20 protein-coding genes are annotated in these 23527 nt (G+C 73.9%); 10 read left to right on the top strand and 10 right to left on the bottom strand.

Annotation, left to right across the window (positions count from 1 at the left end; genetic code table 11):
* The first annotated feature begins 32 nt into the window (after positions 1–32).
* The 4 genes from ACO229_RS16090 to deoC all read left to right on the top strand — a co-directional run bounded on the left by ACO229_RS16090 (position 33) and on the right by deoC (position 3137).
* On the top strand, positions 33–947 hold the full coding sequence (locus ACO229_RS16090) for a hypothetical protein (protein ID WP_423462116.1): 915 nt from the start codon (positions 33–35) through the stop codon (positions 945–947).
* A gap of 13 nt (positions 948–960) precedes the next feature.
* Positions 961–1167 (top strand): hypothetical protein, encoded by a 207-nt coding sequence (locus tag ACO229_RS16085; RefSeq protein ID WP_397416672.1) that lies wholly within the window; start codon positions 961–963, stop codon positions 1165–1167.
* 96 nt (positions 1168–1263) lie between these two features.
* On the top strand, positions 1264–2415 hold the full coding sequence (locus ACO229_RS16080; protein WP_397429670.1) for an adenosine deaminase: 1152 nt from the start codon (positions 1264–1266) through the stop codon (positions 2413–2415).
* Positions 2412–3137, top strand: coding sequence for a deoxyribose-phosphate aldolase (gene deoC, locus ACO229_RS16075; protein ID WP_397416676.1), 726 nt, complete (start codon positions 2412–2414; stop codon positions 3135–3137). The genes ACO229_RS16080 and deoC overlap by 4 nt, the downstream gene beginning before the upstream one ends.
* Positions 3138–3209: 72 nt before the next feature.
* On the opposite strand, the gene ACO229_RS16070 is transcribed toward deoC, so the two are convergent.
* Positions 3210–5957 (bottom strand): glycosyltransferase, encoded by a 2748-nt coding sequence (locus tag ACO229_RS16070; protein ID WP_423462115.1) that lies wholly within the window; start codon positions 5955–5957, stop codon positions 3210–3212.
* 139 nt (positions 5958–6096) lie between these two features.
* On the opposite strand from ACO229_RS16070, the gene ACO229_RS16065 reads away from it, so the two are divergent.
* The gene (locus ACO229_RS16065; RefSeq protein ID WP_423462114.1) at positions 6097–6708 is read left to right on the top strand and encodes a hypothetical protein; all 612 of its coding nucleotides are present in this window, start codon (positions 6097–6099) and stop codon (positions 6706–6708) included.
* Positions 6709–6723: 15 nt separating this feature from the next.
* Here the strand turns inward: ACO229_RS16065 and ACO229_RS16060 are convergent, their stop codons facing one another.
* Positions 6724–7536: a siderophore-interacting protein gene (locus ACO229_RS16060; protein ID WP_423462113.1), complete on the bottom strand. Its 813-nt coding sequence runs from the start codon at positions 7534–7536 to the stop codon at positions 6724–6726.
* Positions 7537–7650: 114 nt separating this feature from the next.
* Between ACO229_RS16060 and ACO229_RS16055 the strand changes: the two genes are divergently transcribed.
* Both ACO229_RS16055 and rfbB read left to right on the top strand, forming a co-directional pair.
* Positions 7651–8817, top strand: a complete 1167-nt coding sequence (locus ACO229_RS16055) for a nucleotide sugar dehydrogenase (RefSeq protein WP_423462112.1) — start codon at positions 7651–7653, stop codon at positions 8815–8817.
* Positions 8818–8819: 2 nt separating this feature from the next.
* Positions 8820–9809 (top strand): dTDP-glucose 4,6-dehydratase, encoded by a 990-nt coding sequence (rfbB, locus tag ACO229_RS16050; RefSeq protein WP_423462111.1) that lies wholly within the window; start codon positions 8820–8822, stop codon positions 9807–9809.
* Positions 9810–9872: 63 nt separating this feature from the next.
* Here the strand turns inward: rfbB and ACO229_RS16045 are convergent, their stop codons facing one another.
* Positions 9873–10493, bottom strand: a complete 621-nt coding sequence (locus ACO229_RS16045) for a dTDP-4-dehydrorhamnose 3,5-epimerase family protein (protein ID WP_423462110.1) — start codon at positions 10491–10493, stop codon at positions 9873–9875.
* A 42-nt stretch (positions 10494–10535) separates the two neighbouring features.
* Here ACO229_RS16045 and rfbD point away from each other — a divergent pair, with 42 nt between their 5' ends.
* Entirely contained in the window at positions 10536–11441 is a 906-nt protein-coding gene (gene rfbD, locus ACO229_RS16040; protein WP_423462109.1) for a dTDP-4-dehydrorhamnose reductase, read from the top strand.
* 316 nt (positions 11442–11757) lie between these two features.
* On the opposite strand, the gene rfbA is transcribed toward rfbD, so the two are convergent.
* Positions 11758–12624: a glucose-1-phosphate thymidylyltransferase RfbA gene (gene rfbA, locus ACO229_RS16035; RefSeq protein WP_423462108.1), complete on the bottom strand. Its 867-nt coding sequence runs from the start codon at positions 12622–12624 to the stop codon at positions 11758–11760.
* Positions 12625–12742: 118 nt separating this feature from the next.
* Here rfbA and ACO229_RS16030 point away from each other — a divergent pair, with 118 nt between their 5' ends.
* A complete protein-coding gene (locus tag ACO229_RS16030; RefSeq protein WP_423462107.1) occupies positions 12743–13810 on the top strand; it encodes an LCP family protein in 1068 nt (355 codons plus the stop codon).
* A 9-nt stretch (positions 13811–13819) separates the two neighbouring features.
* Here ACO229_RS16030 and ACO229_RS16025 read toward each other — a convergent pair whose 3' ends face one another.
* Entirely contained in the window at positions 13820–15604 is a 1785-nt protein-coding gene (locus ACO229_RS16025) for a phospho-sugar mutase (RefSeq protein ID WP_423462106.1), read from the bottom strand.
* Positions 15604–16443 carry a purine-nucleoside phosphorylase gene (locus tag ACO229_RS16020; protein ID WP_397416700.1) on the bottom strand — a complete coding sequence of 280 codons (840 nt, stop codon included), beginning with the start codon at positions 16441–16443 and terminating at the stop codon, positions 15604–15606. Before ACO229_RS16020 ends, ACO229_RS16025 begins: the two co-directional genes overlap by 1 nt.
* An 88-nt stretch (positions 16444–16531) precedes the next feature.
* Here ACO229_RS16020 and ACO229_RS16015 point away from each other — a divergent pair, with 88 nt between their 5' ends.
* The gene (locus ACO229_RS16015; RefSeq protein WP_423462105.1) at positions 16532–18070 is read left to right on the top strand and encodes an NAD(P)H-quinone dehydrogenase; all 1539 of its coding nucleotides are present in this window, start codon (positions 16532–16534) and stop codon (positions 18068–18070) included.
* A gap of 334 nt (positions 18071–18404) precedes the next feature.
* On the opposite strand, the gene ACO229_RS16010 is transcribed toward ACO229_RS16015, so the two are convergent.
* From ACO229_RS16010 to ACO229_RS15995, 4 genes are all read right to left on the bottom strand, one after another.
* On the bottom strand, positions 18405–18869 hold the full coding sequence (locus tag ACO229_RS16010; protein ID WP_397416704.1) for a hypothetical protein: 465 nt from the start codon (positions 18867–18869) through the stop codon (positions 18405–18407).
* Between the two features lie 49 nt (positions 18870–18918).
* Positions 18919–20991, bottom strand: coding sequence for an acyltransferase family protein (locus ACO229_RS16005; protein ID WP_423462104.1), 2073 nt, complete (start codon positions 20989–20991; stop codon positions 18919–18921).
* Positions 20992–21117: 126 nt separating this feature from the next.
* Positions 21118–21618, bottom strand: a complete 501-nt coding sequence (locus ACO229_RS16000; RefSeq protein WP_423462103.1) for an NUDIX domain-containing protein — start codon at positions 21616–21618, stop codon at positions 21118–21120.
* Between the two features lie 59 nt (positions 21619–21677).
* Positions 21678–23456, bottom strand: coding sequence for an acetyl/propionyl/methylcrotonyl-CoA carboxylase subunit alpha (locus ACO229_RS15995; RefSeq protein WP_423465313.1), 1779 nt, complete (start codon positions 23454–23456; stop codon positions 21678–21680).
* Between the last annotated feature and the right edge of the window lie 71 nt (positions 23457–23527).

Here is a 23527-nt window from a genome sequence, read left to right as displayed (position 1 = left end):
CGAGTCGGCTCGGCCCGGCATAGCCTGACGAGGTGCCGTCGACATTGCGCCTTTCGTCCCTGCTCGGTGCCGCGCGCGCGTTCGCTGGTCCGGTGCCCGCCCCGCCGCCCCGCGGTCGCTTCGAGCGGCCCGCGGTGCCCGACGACGTCGAGCGTCGCCTGGAGCTCGTGACCACCCGCGCGCGGCGCTCCGTGCTGGACCCGCTGGCGCGCGAGCGGGGCACGGGGACGGTCGGGTTCCCGCGGCGGCTGAACCTGCCGTCGCTCGACGGTGCGACGGCGGCCGCCGTGCAGGTGGACGAGACCACCTGCGGCGCCGCGGTGCTGGCCATGCTCGGGCTGGCCGGCGACCCGCGCGCGGCCCTGCGGCTCGCGAGCGACGACGACCCCGCTGACCGGTTCGCCCGGCTCCAGCACGCCGTGCACGCCGCGACCAACCGGCGTGGGCTGGTGGTGGCGGGCTGGCCGCGCACGTACGGCACGCCCCCGTGGGGCGCCGCGCGGTTCGCCAGCTACGGCGGCGTGCGGTACACGCACCGGGTGGCCGGGCCGCGGGCCCTGGTAGAGGCTGCGGTCGACGCCGCCCGCGCCGGGATCCCGGTGCCGCTGTACACGGGCGGCGACGTCACCGGCGGCTGGGAGTCGGCCGTGCCACGGCACGTGGTGCTGCTCACCCTGGCGGACGGCGAGGGTACCGAGGGCAGCGCGGTCCTGTACGAGCCGTCCGGCGCCGGGCTGCACACGGTGCCGGTGTCGGCGCTCCTGGACCCGCCGCCGGCGACGTCCTCCGCGGTGTCGCCGTCCACGGCGGACCGCACGGCCGCGCGCGTGCGCAAGGCCCTGACCGCCGCGTTCGGCGGCTGGCCGCACGTCGCCTGGGTGCTGCTGCCCGAACGTCCGGGCCGGTGGCGGGCGGGCGCCACCCGGGTGACGATGGAAGCCGACTGACGAGGAGGCCCCCATGAGCACGCTCCCCGGCCCCGACTCCTGGCGTGACGCAGGCCTGGACCCGCCCGCGGACGCCGAGGTCGACAGCACGCACGAGCCCGACGAGTACGTCCCGGACGCCCCGCGCCCGGACAACGACGGTGACGCCGACGAGGCGGACGTGGTGGAGCAGGCGCTCGACGCCTCGGCCGACGAGGACGAGGCGGCCGGACCGGACTGAGCCGGACCGGGTCGAGCCCGACGGGTCCTGACCGGACCGAGCCTGACGGGTCCTGACCGGACCTGCCGTGTCGGTGGCAAACGGTAGGTTGTCAGCATGACCATGCAAGACCCCGGGGCGCGCCCCGGCGAGGCGCTGATCCGCGCCCTGCCCAAGGTGGTGCTCCACGACCACCTCGACGGCGGCCTGCGCCCGCAGACCGTCCTCGAGCTCGCCGACGCCGCGGGGCACCCCCTGCCCGCCTCCGACGCGGACTCGCTCGCCGCCTGGTTCCGGGACGCCGCGGACTCCGGTTCGCTCGTCCGGTACCTCGAGACCTTCACGCACACGATCGCCGTCATGCAGACCGCGGACAACCTGGCGCGCGTCGCCCGGGAGGCCGTGCTCGACCTGGCGGCGGACGGCGTCGTCTACGCCGAGCAGCGCTGGGCGCCCGAGCAGCACCTGGCGGGCGGCCTGTCGCTGGACGAGGCGGTCGAGGCCGTGCAGGCCGGCATCGACGACGGCATCGCGGCCGCCGCGGCCGACGGGCACCTCATCCGGGTGGGCCAGCTCGTGGGCGCGATGCGGCAGGCCGACCGCTGGCAGGAGGTGGCCGACCTCGCTGTGGCGCACCGGGACCGCGGCGTCGTGGGCTTCGACATCGCGGGGCCGGAGGACGGGTTCCTGCCGTCGCGCCACCTCGCGGTCTGGCGTTTCCTGGCCGAGCACGACGTGCCGGTGACCATCCACGCGGGCGAGGCCGCCGGCCTGGACTCCATCGGGCAGGCTGTGCACCTCGGTCAGGCCGACCGGCTCGGCCACGGGGCCCGGATCATCGACGACATCGCGTTCGTGGCAGACGGTGACCCGGCCGAGGCCGGTCTCTCGGGCGACGGCCACGGTGGCGCGGCCGACCTGGGCCGCCTCGCGCACTGGGTCCGCGACCACCAGATCCCGCTCGAGCTGTGCCCGGTGTCGAACCTGCAGACCGGCCTGGCCGAGTCGATCGCCAGGCACCCGATCACGCGGCTCAAGGAGCTCGACTTCGCCGTCACGCTCAACACGGACAACCGCCTGATGTCCCGCACGTCGATGACGCACGAGATGAAGCTCCTCGTCGACGAGGCGGGCTGGACGCTCGACGACCTCGTGGACGTCACCGTCACGGCCGCCTGGGGTGCCTTCATGCACCACGACGAGCGGCGCGACCTCGTGGAGCAGGTCATCCTGCCCGGATTCCAGAAAGTCGAAGGTGCCCTCGTATGACCGCTGACCTGCCCCGCGACAAGGCGGCCCTGGCCGCGTACGTGGACCACACGCTGCTCAAGCCGGAGGCGACCGCCGCCGACGTCGCCACCCTCGTGGAGGAGGGCGCGCGGCTCGGGGTGTTCTCGGTGTGCGTCTCGCCGTCCTTCGTCTCGCTGGCCGTCGAGGTCGCCGCCGGGCGGCTCGCCGTCGCGACGGTGTGCGGCTTCCCGTCGGGCAAGCACATGACCGACGTCAAGGCGTTCGAGGCGGCCCGCTCCGTCGCGGACGACGCCGACGAGGTGGACATGGTGATCGACGTCGGCACCGCGCGGTCCGGCCGGTTCGACGTGGTGCAGGCCGACATCGCGGCCGTCCGGGCGGCCGTCCCGGCCGACCGGGTGCTCAAGGTGATCATCGAGTCGGCGGCGCTGGACGACGAACAGATCGTCGGCGCGTGCAAGGCCGCGGAGGCGGCGGGCGCCGACTTCGTGAAGACCTCCACGGGCTTCCACCCCGCTGGCGGCGCCTCGGTGCACGCCGTGTCGCTCATGGCGCAGACGGTGGGCGCGGCCGGTGGTGGCCGGCTCGGCGTGAAGGCCTCCGGCGGCATCCGCGACCTGGACACGGCGCTCGCGATGATCGAGGCGGGCGCCACCCGCCTGGGCCTGTCCGGCACGGCATCGGTCCTGGCGGGCTTCGACGCGTCCGGGGCCGCCCCCGCCCCGTCCGACACCTACTGAGCCCCGGTGTCGAGTGCTGGATGTTCGCCCTTCTGACCGGCGAGAAAGGGCGAACATCCAGCACTCAACGGGTCACCGGCGGGTGGCCAGCCAGGTCTCCGCGGCCTGCCAGTGCTCCTTGAGGAGCACGTAGCGGTCCTCGTGCCACGGCTTGACCGGCCCCGCCCAGTGGATCAGGCCCGGTTCGGTCACGACCTCCTGCGTCGGCCACGCGTTCCACCGCGGTCCGAGGGGCTGGTAGCGCGACCCGGCGTACGCGTTGAGCACGTCCTGGTCGTTGAGCCCGTACCGCTCGGCGTAGGGCACGAACTCCTCGGTGAACCGGTCGGCCCGCATGACCGCCAGGTCCAGCACCAGGATGCCCGCGTTGAAGCCGTGGTACCCGTACCGGTGGCGCTGCGTCATGGCGCGCACCAGGTCCCGCGCGGCGCCGGCGTCGTGCCCCAGCAGGCGCGTGGAACGGATGACGTTCCCGATGCCGTGCCGGTAGTTGTACGAGATCGAGGGCCGGGCCGCCAGGGGCGCCCCGCGCAGGTCGGTGTCGTACAGCTCCGCCAGGTCGGCCACCGCCAGCGCGTCCAGGTCGTGGTAGACGACCCGGTCGAGGTGCGGCAGCAGCTCGGGCAGCAGCAGCCGGTCCATCGTGGCGACCGTGATGTGCTTGAGCATGCCGAGCACGGCCCCGTAGCCGATCCCGTCGCACGCGTACCACTCGAACGTCACCTCGGGGAACAGCCGGGCCAGCCGGTCGTGGTCCGCGGGCGTGTGGTCGCGGGTGAGCGCCACGACCCGGACCGGCCGGTCCGTGTGCCGCACCACGCCGGCCACGACCACCTCGAGCTGGGTGCGCAGGTTGCCGTCGAGGGCGACGGCGACGTTCACGGCCCCTCGGCCCCGTCCCGTCGCGCCGGCTGTGCGGCCCGGCCGGGGCGCGGACGCCTCCACCACCACCCGCGTCGCCCGCACCGCCGCCACGATCTCGGCCACCGAGCACGTGCCCGACGGCGGCGGCACCGGCGCGTCGTGCACCGCCCTCGCCCGCGCGACCTCGTCGGCCACGGTCTGGCGCCACGTGGCGTACACCTCCTCGCGGGAGGCGCCGGCGAGGATCGCGGCCATGGCCGGCGCGACGACGGAGCGGATCCGCTCCTGCATGGCGCGGCGGCCCGCCTCGTCGGCGTCGAGCAGGCCCGCGAACCGGATGTCGGCGTCGTTCCGTGGCCGGAAGTCCACGTCGGCCCCGACGGCCCACGACGGCAGGAACGCGTGCAGGCGGGAGGTGACCACCCGGGAGTACCGGCCGCGGTAGGCGTCCAGCAGGCCGACGGCGTGCCGCACGTTGCGGTCGAACGGGGCGTGCCGCACCGAGGGGTGCAGGTGGGTGACGAGCTCGGCGCCCGTGTCGTGGTCGGGCACCGGGGTGTCCACGTACACGGCCGGAGCCCCGGCGGCGGGCGGTGGGGCGTCCGGGAACAGGGTGTCGACCGTCGTGGTCAGGCAGCCGCTGAAGAAGGCGGGCACGCCCGCGTTGAGCAGCAGGTGCACCGTGGTCCAGTCCCGGCAGCCGATCGGACCGTGCGCCCGCAGGTACTCGACGGCGGCGGGGGTCAGGATCGCGTGCTTGTTCACGTGGAACGACACGAACAGCGGCAGCAGGTTCTCGTGGAACGGGAAGTCGAAGCGCAGGTCGAACTGGCTGTGCATGTACCAGCCGAACGCGAGCATCCACGTGCCCGGGGGCACGGCGTCCAGGTGGGACATGTCGCGCTGCACCAGCGTGAGGTGCACGTCGGCGCCCGGCCCGGGCAGCGCGTGGTCGGGGCGCACGCGCCCGGCGAGGTAGCGCACCGGCTCGGCGACGGCGTCGTCGCCGTGCAGGCGCAGGCCCTCGTGCCGCAGCAGGTGGCCCAGGCTCGCCACGGTCTGCACCGTGTCCCCGATGTTGCTGGACGACACGTGCTCGTCCGGCGCCTTGTAGTCGAGCACGGCGAACGACACGTGCCCCGCCGGCACCCGCGCCGGGGCGGCGGGCCGCAGGGCCTTCTCGATCCAGGGCGCCAGATGGTCGATCGAGGCCTCGACCTCGTCGGTGCGGCCGGACCCACGGCGTGCCGCGTCGAGGGCCTCGGCGGCCGGTCCGGGCTCGTCGGCCACGAACAGCAGCCGCGCGATCTCCAGCAGGGTCGCGGCGTCGGTCACGGCCCCGTGCCGCACCCAGTCCGCCGCGGTCCGGGAGACGTCCTCGTCCGCCATGGCGATGCCGGCCCGGAGGTACTCCGCCGGGGCGAGCCGGGCGGCGTCGTCGGGGCCGAGCTGCCGCAGCAGGTCCCACGCGAGCTCGCGCAGGCCCGCGCGCTGGGCGACGAGCGCGGCCCCCGCGACGCCGGCCCGGCGCGTCCCGGGGTGCGTCATCAGCGCGTGGCACAGCGACCGCCACTGGGCGGTGTCGAGGCGGCGGGCGCCGCGGATCGACGTCGTGACGGCCTCGTCGACGGGGAGGCCGCGGCGGAGGGCGGCGGTGAGCACCGCATCGCCCGAGGGCGGCTCGGGCCGTTCCTGGAACGGCCGGTCCGCGGCGCGGTCCGGCGCGGACCAGACGCCGCGCGGCTGCCGGTTCGCCTCCTTGGCCGCGGCCCAGGTCTCCTGGTCGGGCGTCGGCAGCGGCCGGGCGTCGGGGAGCGGACCGGGGTGGTCGGGATGGGGGTTGTGCAGGGGGTCCGCGGCGGCCGCGAGCAGCGCCTCGGCGATCATCTCGTCAGCGGCCGGGACCTGGTGCGCAGCCTCACCGGACGCGGCGAGACGGCGGCTTTCAGGGGACATGAAGACTCCTCGGGGGTCGACGGTCAGGGTGGGTACCGTCGCCCCGGTGAGCGGTCCGGCGTGCAACGCCCGGCCGACGGTGGCCAGAGCGTAGTGGTGCCGGGTTACGGCCCGGCGACGTCTCGGTAGGCTGTCGGACATGTCTGCGCAACAACCTGCTGACCAGGGCGTATCGCCGTCGATGCCGTCCGTGCCCGGCACCCTCGTGGGCAGCCGGATGCGCAAGTGGGACGGCGGGGACCACTGGCGGTTCGACGCCAGGTACCTGGGCCGCGACGAGCACGGGACCTGGCTCGGCTACCGGCCCGGCACGTACTTCAGCAGGCCCGGCCTGGCCTACCACGCGAAAAGCCCGGGCCTGGTGGTCTTCGGCCCCGTCGGCTGGGTCGCGGAGCTGCACCGCGGCCACCCGCGCGGCACGCTCCTGTACATCGACCTCACGACCGTGCCCGAGTGGCACGCCGTGCCGGACGCGGACGGCGGGCCGGAGTTCGTGGTGACCGCCGCCGACATGGACCTCGACGTGATCGCCCGGACGCCGGGCAGCCGGGACGCCCGCCGGTACGGCGAGACGTACATCGACGACGAGGACGAGTTCGCCGAGCACAGCGTGCGCTACGAGTACCCGCCGTCCGTGATCGAGCGTGTGCGCAGCGACGCCGACGCCCTCCTCGCCGCCGTGCGGGCCGGTGAGCCGCCCTACGACGGCGCCACGGCGAAGCGCTGGTTCGCGATGCTCGACGGGCTGTGACGCGGGGCGCCGGGCCTACCGCGCGCTGAGGACCAGGTCGTCCTGCTCCACGGCCGCGCGCCACTCGGCCTTCTCGGCGCGCCAGCGCTCGTCGTCCCGGCCGCGGCGCCAGTAGCCCGACGCCGAGAGCAGGTCGCGCGGGACGCCCAGCGTGGCCCGCGCCCAGCGACGCAGGTCACGGACGCAGCCCGCCTCGCCGTGCAGGAACGCGTGCGGTACGCCGTCGGGCAGCTCGGCGGCCTGCACGGCGTCGGCCAGGGCGGCCCCGGCGGACCGGTGCACCCAGGTGACGTGCAGGTCGGCGGCGCTCGCGAGCTCCTGCTCCTCGGTGGCGTCCGAGACCTCGACGAAGACGTGTGCCACGGCGCCGTCGGGCAGGGCCTCGCAGGCGGCCGCGATGGCCGGCAGGGCGGACTCGTCGCCGGCCAGGAGGTGCCACGGGGCGTCGGGGGACGGCGCGTAGTCGCCGCCCGGCCCGACGAAGGCCACCTCGTCGCCGGGCCGCACGCGCTGGGCCCAGGGGCCGCCGTAGCCGACGTCGCCGTGGGTGACGACGTCGATGTCCCAGCCGGCCTCGGTCACGCCGCGGACCGTGTAGGTGCGCAGCACGGGGCGGCCCTCGGGTTCCGTGGGCTCCGCCATGACCAGCTTGACGTAGCGGTCCGCGAACGGCGTCGGGTCGACGGCGGTCAGCGCCGTGCCGCCGATCGTCACCCGGATCATGTGCGGGGTGAGGTGCCGGACCGCCGTCACGGTCGCCGTGGTGCGGACTCCACGGCGGGGCTTCTCGGCGGGTACGGGGCTGGTCTGAGGCGGGGTGGATGGCATGGTGAGGCAAGCCTAACCTCGTGCGCCTCCGGTCGCCGGTGTGGCGTGCGTCACGCGGTCGCCCACGCTCTAGCATGGGGTCCGTCATCGACCTTTCCTGTCAGGAGTCCCGTCGTGAAGATCGCTGTTGCCGGCACGGGGTACGTCGGCCTGTCCAACGCGGTCCTGCTCGCGCAGAACCACGAGGTGTGGGCGCTGGACATCGACCCGGCCAAGGTCGAGCTCGTCAACGCGCGCCGTTCGCCGATCGTCGACGCCGAGCTGGAGGAGTACCTGCGGGACAAGCCGCTGGACCTGACCGCCACGCTGGACCGGGACGAGGCGTTCACGGGCGCCTCGGTCGTGGTCGTGGCGACGCCGACCAACTACGACGAGCAGACCAACTTCTTCGACACGTCGTCCGTGGAGTCGGTGATCGGCGACGTGCTGGCGCGGGCCCCCGAGGCGACGATCGTGGTCAAGTCGACGGTCCCCGTGGGGTTCACCGAGCGTCTGCGCGCGGAGCACCCCGACGCGGCCGTCCTGTTCTCGCCGGAGTTCCTGCGCGAGGGCCGGGCCCTGTACGACAACCTGCACCCGTCGCGGATCGTGGTGGGCGACCGGACCGACCGGGGCAAGCGGTTCGCGGACCTCCTCCTGGAGGGCGCGATCACCAAGGACGTCCCGGTGCTGCTGACCGACCCCACCGAGGCCGAGGCGATCAAGCTGTTCGCCAACACCTACCTCGCGCTGCGGGTGGCGTACTTCAACGAGCTCGACACGTACGCCGTGACCCGTGGGCTGGACACGGCGCAGATCATCGAGGGCGTGGGCCTGGACCCCCGGATCGGCTCGCACTACAACAACCCGTCGTTCGGCTACGGCGGGTACTGCCTGCCCAAGGACACCAAGCAGCTCCTGGCGAACTACGCCGACGTGCCGCAGAACCTGATCAACGCCGTCGTCGACGCGAACACGACGCGCAAGGACTTCGTCGCGGCCGACATCCTGCGCCGCGGGCCGCGGACCGTGGGCGTGTACCGCCTGGTGATGAAGTCGGGGTCGGACAACTTCCGGGCCTCCAGCATCCAGGGCATCATGAAGCGCATCAAGGCCAAGGGTGTCGAGGTCATCGTGTACGAGCCCACGCTGGCCGAGGACGAGTTCTTCCACTCCGAGGTGGTGCGGGACCTGGACGAGCTCAAGTCCCGGGCCGACGTCATCATCGCCAACCGCCGCACCGAGGCGCTGGACGACGTGGCGGACAAGGTCTACACCCGCGACATCTACGGACGGGACTGACGATGCGGGTACTGGTCACCGGCGGCGCCGGCTTCATCGGGGCGAACTTCGTCCGCCAGACCGTCCGCGAGCGGCGGGACGTACGGGTCACGGTGCTGGACGCCCTGACCTACGCCGGCGACCGGACCTCGCTCGACGGCACGGGGGTCGAGCTCGTCGAGGGCTCGATCACCGACGGTCCGCTCGTGGACCGCCTCGTGGGGGAGTCGGACCTCGTGGTGCACTTCGCCGCGGAGTCCCACAACGACAACTCCCTGGACGACCCGACGCCGTTCGTGCAGACCAACCTGGTGGGCACGTTCACGCTGCTGGAGGCGGTGCGGCGGCACGGCGTCCGGTTCCACCACATCTCGACCGACGAGGTGTACGGCGACCTCCCGCTCGACACCCCGGAACGGTTCACCTCCGGGACGCCGTACAACCCCTCGTCGCCCTACTCGTCGACCAAGGCCGGCTCCGACCTGCTGGTCCGCGCCTGGGTGCGCTCGTTCGGCATCCGGGCCACGATCTCGAACTGCTCGAACAACTACGGCCCGTACCAGCACGTCGAGAAGTTCATCCCGCGCCAGATCACCAACCTGATCGACGGTGTGCGGCCCCGGCTGTACGGCGCGGGCCGCAACGTGCGCGACTGGATCCACGTCGAGGACCACAACTCCGCCGTCTGGAGCGTCATCGAGAAGGGCCAGGCCGGGGAGACCTACCTGATCGGGGCCGACGGCGAGACGAGCAACCTCGACGTGGTGCGCACGCTCCTGGAGATCTTCGGGCGTGACGCCGACGACTTCGACCACGTCACCGACCGCCCGGGGCACGACCTGCGGTACGCGATCGACGCGAGCCGCCTGCGCACCGAGCTGGGCTGGTCCCCGCGCTACACGGACTTCCGCGAGGGCCTGGAGGCCACGGTCGACTGGTACCGCGCCCACGAGTCCTGGTGGCGCCCGGCAAAGGCGGCGACGGAGGCCAGGTACGCCCGCACCAACCAGTAGCCGTCTCGTCGAGTGCGGGATCCTCGCCCTCCTGGCACACGAAAAAGGGCGAAGATCCCGCACTCAACGAGGTGGCAGGGACGTGACGTAGGTGCGGACCTCGTCCAGCGTGGGCAGGAGGTTCTCGGCGCGGGCCTCGGCCAGCGTCGGGGCGGCCTCGTCCTTCTCCGACAGGAGCGGGGTCAGGGGAGTGCCGTCACGAGCCGTGTCGGGCCACTCGATGCCGAGCTCCTCGTCCAGCGGGTGGATGCCGTGCTCACGGCCCGGCGCGTACCCGGCCGAGCACAGGTACAGCACGGTCGAGCCGTCCTCCAGCGACATGAACGCGTGGCCCAGCCCCTCCGGCAGGTAGACGGCGCGGCGGTCCACGTCGTCGAGCAGGACGGCGTCCCACACGCCGAAGGTGGGCGAGCCCACCCGGATGTCGACGACGACGTCGAGCACCGCGCCGCTGACGCACATCACGTACTTGGCCTGGCTGGGCGGCACGTCGGCGAAGTGGATGCCGCGCAGCACGCCGGCGGCCGACACCGAGCAGTTGACCTGCTGCAGGTCGAAGGCGTGCCCTACGGCGTCGGCGAAGGCGCCCGCCCGGAACGCCTCCAGGAACAGTCCCCGCGGGTCTCCGTGCTGCTGGGGGGTGATCTCGAACGCGCCGGGCACGGCCAGCTCGCGGTACTTCATGGCTCTCCTCGCGGGGTTCGGATGCGGCTCTAGGATCTTAGGGTGGCTGGAGCCGGAGTGACCAAGGGACCTGGACCGACCGACCCCGCAGGAGCCGCGCAGCGGTGGCTCGTCGTCGGGGCCGCGGGCATGCTCGGGCAGGACGTGCTGGCCGCGGCCACCCGCGCGGGGCACGAGGTGTCCGGCGCCGGGCGGGCCGAGCTGGACGTCACGGACGCGGTGGCGGTCCGCGCGGCGGTGGCCGGCTACGACGTGGTGGTCAACTGCGCGGCGTGGACCGCCGTGGACGCCGCCGAGGAGCACGAGGCCGAGGCGTTCGCCGTCAACGCGACGGCCGCCGCCCACCTCGCGCGCGCCGCAGCCGCCGCGGGTGCCCGGCTGGTGCACGTCTCGACCGACTACGTGTTCGACGGCGTCGCGACCGAGCCCTACCCGGAGGACGCGCCGGTGGCGCCCCGCTCGGCGTACGGCCGCACCAAGGCCGCCGGCGAGTGGGCGGTGCGCGCGGAGGCGCCGGACGCCGTCGTCGTGCGCACGGCGTGGCTGTACGGGGCCGGCGGCAGGTGCTTCCCCCGGACCATCGCGCGCGTCGCGGGCGAGCGGGACCGGCTCAGCGTCGTGGACGACCAGACCGGGCAGCCCACCTGGACCGCCGACGTGGCCGACCTGATCGTCCGGCTCGTCGCCGCCCGGGTGCCCGGCGGGATCTACCACGGCACGTCGTCCGGCCAGGTGACATGGTGGGGCTTCGCGCGGGAGGTGGTCGCGTCGGCCGGGCACGCCACGCCCGTCGACACGACGACGAGCGCCGAGTACCAGCTCCCGGCGCCGCGGCCGGCGTACTCAGTGCTGGGGCACGACCGCCTCCGGGCGGTCGGCGTGGAGCCGATCGGCGACTGGACCGAGCGGTGGAAGGCGGCGGCGCCGGAGGTGCTGGGGGCACCGTAGGGCCGGCGCACCGTAGGCCGGCGCAGCGTAGGGCCGGCGCACCGTAGGCCGGCGCAGCGTAGGGCCTGCGCAGCGTGTGCGGGTCGTGCGCCGTCCACGGCGGCCTCGGGGAGAGGTGCCTCGCGGAGGCGGGTTGCTCTGAGTAGACGTTGTCTACGGTCAGCAACACGACTGCGCGGGGCACCTTTCCCCCGGAGGCCCCCGGCACGAGACAGCGGCACCTGCGGACCGGGCACCGGGTGCCCGCGTCCCGCGTCCCGCGTCGCGTGTCGCGTGTCGCGTGTCGCGTGTCGTGCGACGGTTCGGCGCTACGAGGTCACTGCTGCTCCAGGAGGCTCAGCAGGTAGCTGCCGTAACCCGACTTGGTGAGCTTCTCCGCGCGGACCCGCAGGTCGTCGTCCGACAGGAAGCCCCGGCGCCAGGCGACCTCCTCCGGGGCGCCGATCTTGAGGCCCTGGCGCCGTTCGACGGTGCGGACGTAGTCGGACGCCTCGAGCAGCGAGTCGAACGTGCCGGTGTCCAGCCAGGCCGTGCCGCGCGGCAGCACCTCGACCTGGAGCCGGCCCTGGCGCAGGTACTCGGCGTTGACGTCGGTGATCTCGTACTCGCCGCGCGCCGAGGGCCTGAGCGCCTTGGCGATGGCGACCACGTCGTTGTCGTAGAAGTACAGCCCCGGCACCGCGTACCGGGACCGGGGCCGGGCGGGCTTCTCCTCCAGGGACAGGGCCATGCCCTGGTCGTCGAACTCGACCACCCCGTAGGCGGAGGGGTCGGCCACGCGGTAGGCGAAGACGGCGCCGCCGTCCAGGTCCGCGAAGCGGGTCAGCCGGGTGCCCAGGCCGGGGCCGTAGAAGATGTTGTCGCCGAGCACGAGGGCCACCGAGTCGTCACCGAGGAACTCCTCGCCCAGCACGAAGGCCTGGGCGAGCCCGTCGGGCGACGGCTGAGCCGTGTAGCTGATCGAGATGCCGAACTGCGAGCCGTCGCCGAGCAGCCGCTGGAACTGGTCGGCGTCCTGCGGGGTGGTGATGACCAGGACGTCGCTGATCCCGGCCAGGATCAGGGTGGACAACGGGTAGTAGATCATCGGCTTGTCGTAGACCGGCACGAGCTGCTTGCTGATGCCCTGCGTGATCGGGTGCAGGCGGGTGCCGGAGCCGCCGGCAAGAATGATTCCGCGCATGGGGCGGATCTTGCCATGCGCAGGTGTCCTCGGCCCCGCGGGGAGCGGGGGTGAATCGGGGGTGATGTCTCTTTCGGGGTGATGCGCCCGACCTGCCCGCAGCGGTAAGTACGTGGGTATGCATGCACCCGAGCGGATCGACGACCTGTTGTCCGCGGCCGAGCCGGCCCCCGGCGTCCGCCCGAGCGAGCGCCGCCCCCGGGGCAAGGGCTTCGTCGCGGCGCTCGTCGCGGGCGCGCTCGTGCTCGTCGGCGCCAGCGGGGCCACGGCCTGGTTCGGCTACCGGATCTCGCTCGACGAGAAGATCGAGCGCATCGACGACCCGTTCGCCGGCCTCGACGAGGCCGACCGGCCCGCCCCGGCGCCGCAGGGAGCGCCGGCCCCCGTCAACATCCTCGTGCTCGGGTCCGACAGCCGGATCTCCGCCGGCGACCCGTCCGCGTGGGAGTTCGGCGCCCAGCGCACCGACGCCATCCTGCTGTTCCACCTGTCCGCCGACCGGAAGTCGGCCGCCGCGATCTCCATCCCGCGCGACTCCTGGGTGCCGATCCCCGGCTACGGCGAGGCGAAGATCAACGCGGCGTTCTCCTACGGCGGTCCCGCGCTCATGATCGAGACCGTCGAGGACCTGACGGGCGTCCGCATCGACCACTTCGCGGTCAGCGACTTCGAGTCCTTCACGACGCTGACCGACACCCTCGGCGGCGTCGAGATCACGGTGCCCGACGGCGCGGGCGGCTCCGTGGTCCAGGAGATGACCGGCCAGGAGGCGCTGGAGTTCACCCGCGAGCGGTACTCCCTGCCGAACGGCGACTTCGGGCGCGTGCAGCGGCAGCAGGCCTGGATGCGGGCCATCGTCACCCAGGCCACGGCCGACAAGAACGACCTGCCCAAGCTGTCCCGGTTCCTCGAGGCGGCGCTGCGGTCCGTCGCCGTGGACGAGAACCTGACCATCGACACGATGCTGGAGCTGGCGATCAGCGCCCGCGACCTGTCCACGGGCGACATCACGTTCCTGACCGCCCCCTACGCGGGCACCGGGCGCAGCGCGGACGGCCAGTCGACGGTGGTGCTCGACCGGGAACGGTTCGACCCGCTCATGCAGGCCGTGGCGGAGGACCGGCTGCCCGGGTACCTTGCCCAGTCCCCGGACGGCATCGACATGCTGTCCGACGTCGTGGAGTGACCTGGCGGGTCACAGGCCCAGGGCCGCCCGCACGTCCGCACCCACCCGGGCCAGCCGGTCCCGTGCGGCGACCCGCGCCTCGGACAGCGCGGCCGCCGAGGCATCGGGCTCGACCGGCGCGACCACCTCGATGTAGCACTTGACCTTCGGTTCCGTACCGCTCGGCCGCACGATGACGCGCGTGTCGTCCGCGGTCAGCAGCACCACGCCGTCCGTGGGCGGCAGGCCGTCCATCCCCTCGGCGAGGTCGCTCACCGAGTCCACCGGCGAGCCCGCCAGCGTCGACGGCGGGGAGGTGCGCAACGCCGCCATCGTCGACCCGATCCCGTCCTGGTCGTCGAACCGCGCCGACACCTGTCCCGTCACGTGCAGACCGCAGGCCCGTGCCACGTCGTCGAGCAGGTCGAGGAGGGTGCGGCCCTGCGCGGCCAGCCGGCGCGCGAGCTGTGCGACGGCGACGGCGGCCGACAGCCCGTCCTTGTCCCGGACGTGCTCAGGATCGACGCAGTAGCCCAGCGCCTCCTCGTACCCGAACACGAGGCCGGGCGTCCGGGAGATCCACTTGAAGCCCGTGAGGGTGGTCGCGTGCTCCAGGCCGTGGGCCGCGGCGATGGCCGCCAGCGCCCGCGACGACACGATCGAGCAGGCCAGCGTGCCGCCGGTCCCGGCGCTCACGGCCCGCTCGGCCGCGTCCCAGCCGAGCAGCATGCCCACCTCGTCGCCGTGCAGCATGCGCCAGCCCTGCGACGACGCCGTCTCCGCACCCTGATAGGTGCCGTACTGCGGGTCGAGCACGGCGACGGCGCAGCGGTCCGCGTCCGGGTCGTTGGCGATGACGAGGTCCGCGTGGGAGTCCTGCGCCAGGGCGAGAGCCATGTCGATCGCGCCCGGCTCCTCCGGGTTGGGGAACGCGACGGTGGGGAAGTCCGGGTCGGGCTCGGCCTGCTCCTCCACGGGGACGACGTCGGTGAAGCCCGCCTCGGCGAGCACCCGGGCGACCGCCTCGCCGCCCACCCCGTGCAGCGACGTGGTGACGATGCGCAGCCGGGGGCCCGTGGCGCCGTCGTGCAGACCGGCGACGGCCGCGTGGTAGGCGTCGGTGATCTCCGGCCCGAGCACGGTCCAGCCGGACTCGGCGCGCGGCACGTCCTTCGCGGCTCGGACCAGGGCGATCTCGCCCGCGATGAGAGCGTCGTAGGGCGGCACGATCTGCGCGCCCTGGCCCGCGTCCGTCACGACCCGGCCGCCCAGGTACACCTTGTAGCCGTTGTCGGCGGCGGGGTTGTGGCTCGCGGTGACCATCACGCCGGCGTCGGCCGACAGGTGACGCACGGCGAAGGCCAGCACCGGCGTCGGACCGGGCTCCGGCAGGAGCAGCACCTCGGCCCCGGCCGCGACCAGTACGGCCGCCGTGTCGCGGGCGAAGTCGGCGGAGCGGTGCCGGGCGTCGAAACCGACCACGACGCGCGGGGTGCCCTGCACGTCGGCGGCGAGGAAGTTGCCCAGGCCGGCCGCGGCGGCGATCACCACGGCGCGGTTCATGCGGTTCGGCCCGGCGGCCATCGCGCCCCGCAGGCCGGCCGTGCCGAACTCGAGCGGGCCGGCGAAGCGGTCGGCCAGCTCGGCGAGCGCGACGCGGCCCGAGTGGGGGTCCGACGTCCGCGCGATCAGCGCGTGCAGCTCGCCGACGTCGCCCTGGTCGACGTCGGCCGCCATCCAGGCCTCGGCGCGCGCGACCAGGTCCGGCGCCGAGAGGGTCCCGGTCGCGGTGGGCGGGGTGGCGGGCTCGGTCATCAGAGCTGCTTGACCACTCGGGCGAGCAGGTCGCTGATCCGCGGGCCGGCCTCACGGCCCGCCTCCAGCACCTCTTCGTGGGAGAGCGGGCTGGGGCTGATCCCGGCGGCGAGGTTGGTGGCCAGGGAGATCCCGAGCACGTCCATCCTGCAGTGGCGTGCGGCGACGGCCTCGACCGCCGTCGACATGCCGACCAGGTCGGCGCCCAGCAGGCCCGCCATCTTCACCTCGGCCGGCGTCTCGTACTGCGGCCCGTGGAACTGTGCGTACACGCCCTCGGGCAGGTCCGGGTCCACGCTGCGGGCGAGCTCGCGCAGGCGCGGCGTGTAGATGTTCGTCATGTCGGCGAACTTGGCGCCCTCCAGCGGGGTCTGCCCCGTGAGGTTCAGGTGGTCCTTGATGAGCACGACCTGTCCGGGGCGCCAGCCGATGTGCACGCTGCCGCAGCCGTTGGTCAGGATCACCGTCTCGCAGCCGGCGGCGGCCGCGGTGCGCACGCCGTGGGCCACGCGCCGGATGCCCCGGCCCTCGTAGAGGTGGGTGCGGGAGCCGAGCACGAGCGCGTGCCGGACGGCGCCGTCGGGCCGCTCGATCCGGATCGAGCGCGTGGTGGACCGGTGGCCCTCGACCGCGGGCTTGGTGAACCCGGGGATCTCGGCGGTCGGGATCTCGGCGACGACGTCACCGATCAGCTCGGCCGCCCCGCCCCACCCGGAGCCGAGCACGAGCGCGACGTCGTGCCCCGAGACCCCGGTCTTGGCGGCGATGTACTCCGCGGCGGCCGCGGCCACGTCGAAGGGGTCGGTGGTCGGGTCGTCGAGGTCTGGCTCCGTGCTCATGGTCCGAGGTTATCGCCACTTTCCCTGTGGCACGCGCCCACCGGGCGGGCGACTTCGTGACATCCGGCGACGATGCGAGAATGGGGCCGTGACCCCCCTCGATCCCACAGCAGTCCCGCCCCACGTCGTCGTCGTAGGTGGCGGACCCGGCGGGTACGAGGCGGCCCTCGTGGCCCGCAGCCACGGTGCGCAGGTGACCGTCGTGGAACAGCAGGGCCTGGGCGGCGCGGCAGTCCTGACCGACGTGGTGCCGTCCAAGACCCTCATCGCCACCGCCGAGTGGATGACGATCGCCGACCGCGCCCCCGAGCTCGGCATCCGGATGCCCGACGACGTCGTGGACCCGGCCTCGGACGTCGACGTCTCGCTCGCCACCGGCGGCATCCCCGTGGTGTCGGCCTACGGCGTGCCCGCGCTGGGCGGCTCGGCGGTGCAGGCGGCGGCGTCGGCGGCCGAGAAGCGCAAGCACCTCGTGGACCTGCAGGCCGTGAACAAGCGCGTGCTCGCGCTGGCCCGTGCGCAGAGCGCGGACATCCGGGGCCGGCTGGAGCGCGAGGGCATCCGGATCATCGCGGGGAGGGGCCGGCTGGACGGGCCCTCGCGCGTGGTCGCCGAGCTGCCCGGCGGCGGCACCGAGGTGCTGGAGGCGGACTCGATCCTCCTCGCGCTCGGCGCCACCCCGCGCACCCTGCCCACCGCGGTGCCCGACGGCGAGCGCATCCTCACCTGGACGCAGATGTACAACCTGCGTGAGCTGCCCGAACGCCTGATCGTGGTGGGCTCGGGCGTCACCGGGGCGGAGTTCGCGGGCGCGTACAACGCGCTCGGGTCCGACGTCGTGCTCGTCTCCAGCCGCGACCGCGTGCTGCCGGGCGAGGACGAGGACGCCGCCGAGCTCCTGGAGGGCGTGTTCCGTTCCCGCGGCATGACGGTGCTGTCCCGCTCGCGGGCGGCGGGCGCCGTGCGCACCGACGACGGCGTGGAGGTCACGCTGGCGGACGGTCGCGTGGTGCACGGGTCGCACGTGCTGGTGGCGGTCGGCGGCGTGCCGGCGACGTCCGGCCTGGGCCTGGAGGAGGCCGGGGTGCGGCTGTCGGAGTCCGGGCACGTCGTGGTGGACCGGGTCTCACGGACCTCGGTGCGCGGCATCTACGCCTCGGGGGACTGCACGGGTGTGCTGCCGCTCGCCTCCGTGGCGGCCATGCAGGGCCGCATCGCCGTGGCCCACGCCCTGGGCGACGCCGTCCAGCCGCTCGCGCTGCGCACGGTCGCGTCGAACATCTTCACGGCGCCCGAGATCGCGACGGTCGGGTACAGCGAGGAGAAGCTCCGCGCGCAGAGCTCCAAGTACATCACCACGACGCTGCCGCTGGCCCGCAACCCCCGGGCCAAGATGCTCGGCATCCGCGATGGGTTCGTGAAGCTGTTCGCGCACCCCGAGGCGGGCGTGGTGCTCGGGGGCGTGGTGGTGGCGCCGCGGGCGTCCGAGCTGATCTTCCCGATCACCCTGGCGGTCCAGCACCGGCTCACCGTGGAGGACGTCGCGTCGGCATTCACGATCTACCCGTCGCTCTCGGGGTCGATCGCGGAGGGTGCGCGCGTGCTGGACGCCCGGGTGGGCAGCTAGGGCGTCGCCGGCGGAGCTCTCCGCGTGGCCTCGTGCGGTGGGCGTCGTCCCGTGCGTGCCTGCTCTGCGTGTGCGGGCTCTGCGTGTGCGGGCTCTGCGTGTGCGGGCTCTGCGTGTGCGGGCTCTGCGTGTGCGGGCCCTGCGTGTGCCGGCCCTGCGTGTGCCGGCCCTGCGCGGCCCGGGTGCACCTGCCCCTCGGGGGTGTGTTGCTCTGAGTAGACATGTTCTACGGAGAGCAACACACCTCCGCGGGGCGGTTCCCTGGGGTGCCTCGTGCCTCGTGCCTCGTGCGCTACGTCTCCGACTCTGCCGGTTGCCCGCCCGAGCCCGCGGCTCAGGCCACGGATGCGTCGAGGACGATCTGGCCGCCCTCGACCTTCGCGCCCGAGACGGTGAGGCCTGGGACCTTGACCTCCAGGAGGCGTTCGACGTCGACGGCGATCCGCGCGTCGGGCTGCACGTCGACGACGCCCGGCGGCAGGCCCTGCTTGGCGATCTCCTGCTCGATCGGCGCGGCCGCGAGGCTGAGCAGCCGGTGCGCCGGGAGCCCTGCCGCGTTCACCTCGACCGTCAGCGTGGCGACGCCGCGCTCGAACCCGGACAGGCGCACGTCGGCCCGCACGATCGGGGCGATCTTCACGGCCAGCTTGAGCGGGCCGGGCAGCGTCTCCAGGCGGCGCAGGTCGGCGACCACGCGGATCACGTCCCGGTCGCCGACGACGGAGCTGATGACGGGCGGAGCCTGCCCGGCGATCCGCGCCAGGCCCAGCACCTCTTCGGGAGCGATCCGGATGTGCACGAATCGACCCTATAGCAGCGGGCGGTCCTCGGCCGGGAGGCGGGCGGGCTCAGGGCCGCGAGGCGGGCTCCGCCGGGAAGAGCCAGGGCGCCTCCGCCTGGAGCGCCTCGGTGAGCATCGGCTGCAACGACCGCAGGAACGTGTTCGTGAGGTGGCTGCCGTCCCGGTAGACGAGCACGTTGCCGATCACCGCCGGGCAGCGGTCGTCCGACTCGCGGCAGTACCACCGGGTGAGGTCGACGTGCACCATCGACGCGGGTACCCCCGGCGTGGTCAGCGCGGGTGAGACCTCCGGGTACACCTCGGACCGGGTCAGGTCGCAGAGGCCGCTGCCCACGCCGTGCTCGGCGAGGCAGTCGAGCACCAGGGGGTCGTGGCCGCCGCGCGGGTTGTCGCGGAGGCCGATCAGCCGGACACCGGCCTGGTCCAGGAGCTGCCACGCGGCGACCTGCTCGGGCGGGACGGTCTCCAGCTCGCCGTCGTAGTGGGTGTGGGTGCCGTCGACGACCATCGCGTCCGGCTGCAGCTCCCGCGCCAGCTCGATCACGTTGTCGCCCCACAGCACGCAGCCGTGCTCGGGCTCGGGCACGTGCTTGACCCGGCACTGCCCCTTGCCGGCGAGGACGAGCCGCCAGTCGTGCTCCCGGGCGATCTCCAGGAACGTCTCGGACCACTGGTACAGGTGGGAGCCGCCGGCCAGCAGCACGGTCGCCGTCGGCTGCTCCGGTGCGTACAGGTCGCACCACAGGGCCTCGTCGAGACCCGGTCCGCTGCCGTGCTCCTGGACGCACCGGCCGTCGGTGAAGAACTGTCCCTTGTCCGCCTGGGCGGCCCCGAGCGCCGGCCGCAGGTCCGCGGCGGGCACCACCTCGGCGGAGCCGAGCGCCGACGCGCCGGGGTGCCGCGTGTCGACGACGCCGAACTCCTCGGCGGCCTCCGCCGTCTGCTCCCGCAGGTCGGCCTGCAGACCCAGCACCGGTACGACGACGAGCGCCGTGGCGGCCACCGCGGCCGTGAGCGACACCAGTGCCCGGCCGGCCGGGAGCACGCGGGGGACGGCGCGCGCCGCGGGCCGCGCCACCAGACGCTGGGTGAGCCACGCCAGGACCACCGAGGCCGTGAGCACGAGGGCGGCCTCGCGCCAGCCGACCGCGTGCGCCCCGGTCAGCGCGAGGAGGAAGATCAGCACCGGCCAGTGCCACAGGTACAGCTCGTAGGAGATGTCGGCGAGGAACCGCAGCGGGCGGAAGGCGAGCGTGCCACGCGGCCCCCAGGACGACGGCGCCCCGGCCCCCGCGATGACGAGCAGGGCGCCGGCCACCGGCCAGAGGGTCCACGGGCCGGGGAACAGGGTGCCGCCGTCGAGCACGAAGCCCGAGGCGACCACGAGACCCAGGCCGAGCCAGGCGCCGACGGCGCGCACCCGTCCGGGGGTACCGAGGGGGACGAGCCCGAGCAGGGCTCCGGCACCCAGCTCCCAGAACCGGGTGGCCGTGTGGAAGTAGGCCACGGGCTGCTGCACGGCGCTCAGGTGCACGGCGTAGGCGAAGGAGGCCGCCGTCGCGAGCACCACCAGCGGCAGCAGCACGGTGCGCACCCGCAGCCGGGCACGCCGCACCGCCACGCCGACCAGCAGGACGACCAGCGGCCATACCAGGAGGAACTGTCCCTGGACCGACAGCGACCAGAAGTGCTGCAGGGGGCTCGCGGCCGGGCCCGCCGCGCCGTAGCTGAGCTCGTTCGCGATGAGGTCCCAGTTCTCCACGTACAGGGCGGAGGCCACCACCTGGCGCAGGATGCTCTCCCAGTGCGACTCGGGCAGGAGCAGCCAGGTGGCGGCCGCGACGGCTGCGAGCACCACGAGGGCCGACGGCGCCAGCCGTGCCGCGTTGCGGGCCCAGACGGCACCGAGCCGGAGCGACCCGTCGTCGGCCCGCCGCACGAGCGAGCGCGTCACCAGGAACCCGGAGACCACGAGGAAGACGTCGACGCCGCCCGAGACCCGTCCTGCGCCGAAGAGGTGGAACAGGACGACGAGCACCAGGGCGAGACCGCGGAGCCCGTGGATCTCGGCTAGCCGGACGCCGGGGCGCGAAGCCGTGCCGGCGGGGAGAGGGGGCACGTGTCACATTCTTGTGCCGTCCGGGGTGCCCCGTGGTGCGGGGAGCGGATGAAATCTGGTTGCGGTCCGGTCACGGCGAGATGTCTTGCCGCAGGTCAGCCGGGTCTGGGCCGGCCGGACGGGTCGTCAGCCGAGCAGCGCGAGGAGCCGCGGCAGGGACTCGCCGAACGCCGGCAGCAGGGTCAGGCGGTCCAGGTCGGCGAGGCTCACCCAGCGCACCTCCAGGCTCTCGGGGTCGGCTGCCCGCGGCTCGACGCCGTACCCGGGGGCGACGTCGGCCACCACCGTGGTGTACGACCAGGCCGGGTGCTCCAGCACGTGCGTACCCACGACGTGCACGGCGGCCGGGTCGATCGCGGCCTCCTCGGCGGCCTCGCGCAACGCGCCGGCCGACGGCTCCTCGTCCGGTGCCAGCGCGCCGCCGGGGATGCCCCAGGTGCCGCCCATGTGGGACCACAGGGCCCGGTGCTGGAGCACCAGGTGAGACGGCACCCCGTCGTCGTCCCGGCGGGCGAGCAGCAGGCCCGCCGCCCCGAACAGGCCCCAGTGCCGGTGGTCCCCGCAGGTGACCCACCCGTCGCCGCCGTGCCGGTGCAGGTCGGGCGGGGGCAGGATCGGGTTCGGCACGGCCTCAGTCTGTCAGGTCGGGCCGGGACGTGTCTGCGACCGTCCGGTTCGGCACCTGCTCAGTCGACGATCTCGCAGAGCGCCGCACCCGCGGTCACGCCGGCGCCCGGGGCCGCCGTCAGGGAACGGACGGTGCCGGCACGGTGCGCCAGGATCGGCTGCTCCATCTTCATCGCCTCCAGCACCACGACGAGATCGCCCTCGGCGACCTGGGCGCCCTCCTCGACGGCCACCTTCACGATGGTGCCCTGCATGGGGGAGGCCAGCGTGGTCCCCGCCGAGCCGCTCGACGCCTTGGCCGCGGAACGGCGGGCCGGGCGGCGGGCCGCGTTCGCGGTGCGGGCCCGGCCGGCGGCGACCCCGAGGCCCGCGGGCAGCACGACCTCCAGGCGGCGTCCGCCCACCTCGACGACGACGCGCTCGGCCATGACCTCGTCGGCCTCGGCCTCCGCCTCCGGGGCGGGGGCGGCCGGGGCGAGGGTCTTGAGCTCGTCGGCGAACTCGGTCTCGATCCAGCGGGTGTGCACGCGGAACGGCGAGCCGTCCGCCGGGACGAACGCGTCGGCGTCGAGCACCGCCTTGTGGAACGGGACCACCGTGGGGATGCCCTCGACCACGAGCTCGCGCAGCGCACGGCGCGCCCGCTCGACGGCCTGGGTGCGCGTGGCGCCCGTGACGATCAGCTTGGCGATCATCGAGTCGAAGGCGCCGGAGACCGTGTCGCCCGCGACGACGCCCGTGTCGACGCGCACGCCCGGGCCCGACGGCCACGCGAGGGTGCTCAGGCGGCCCGGCGCCGGGAGGAAGTTCGCGGCCGGGTCCTCGCCGTTGATGCGGAACTCGATCGAGTGCCCGCGGATCGCGGGGGAGTCGTAGCCGAGCGGCTCGCCGGCGGCGATGCGGAGCTGCTCACGCACCAGATCGATGCCCGTGACCTCCTCGGTCACCGGGTGCTCCACCTGCAGCCGCGTGTTCACCTCCAGGAAGGAGATGGTGCCGTCGAGGCCCACCAGGAACTCGCAGGTGCCGGCGCCCACGTAGCCCGCCTCGCGCAGGATCGCCTCCGAGGCGGTGTACAGCGACTTCTCCTGGTCCGGGGTGAGGAACGGCGCGGGCGCCTCCTCGACCAGCTTCTGGTGCCGCCGCTGCAGGGAGCAGTCGCGGGTGGACACCACGACGACGTTGCCGTGCGTGTCCGCCAGGCACTGGGTCTCCACGTGGCGCGGCTTGTCCAGGTAGCGCTCCACGAAGCACTCGCCCCGGCCGAACGCGGCCGTCGCCTCACGGACCGCCGACTCGTACAGCTCCTCGATCTCGTCGAACGTGCGCGCGACCTTGAGGCCGCGACCGCCGCCGCCGAACGCCGCCTTGATGGCGATGGGCAGCCCGTGCTCCTCGGCGAAGGCGCGCACCTCGGCGGCGTCCTTCACCGGGTCGGGGGTGCCGGGCACGAGCGGCGCGCCGGCGCGCTGCGCGATGTGCCGCGCGCTCACCTTGTCGCCCAGCGCCTCGATGGCCGACGGCGGCGGGCCGATCCAGACCAGCCCCGCGTCGATGACCGCCTGCGCGAACTCGGCGTTCTCGGACAGGAAGCCGTAGCCGGGGTGGACGGCGTCGGCCCCGGAGCGGCGCGCGACGTCGATCAGCTTGGCCGGGTCCAGGTAGGTGTCGGCGGCGCGGGCGCCGCTGAGCGCGAACGCCTCGTCGGCGATGCGGACGTGCAGCGCCTCGCGGTCCTGGTCGGCGTAGACGGCGACGGACGTCAGCCCCGCGTCGGCACATCCACGGGCCACGCGGACGGCGATCTCACCACGGTTGGCGATGAGCACCTTCGAGATGGTTCGGGGCAGGCTGGAACTGGGCACGGCTCACCGTAACCCGGGTATCCGGGACCTATGTACCGCCTCCG

Source organism: Promicromonospora sp. MS192 (assembly GCF_049532985.1).
Classification (GTDB): Bacteria; Actinomycetota; Actinomycetes; order Actinomycetales; family Cellulomonadaceae; genus Promicromonospora.
The sequence above is the reverse complement of the archived record's forward strand: the minus strand, read 5'-3'. Positions and strand labels throughout refer to the sequence as shown.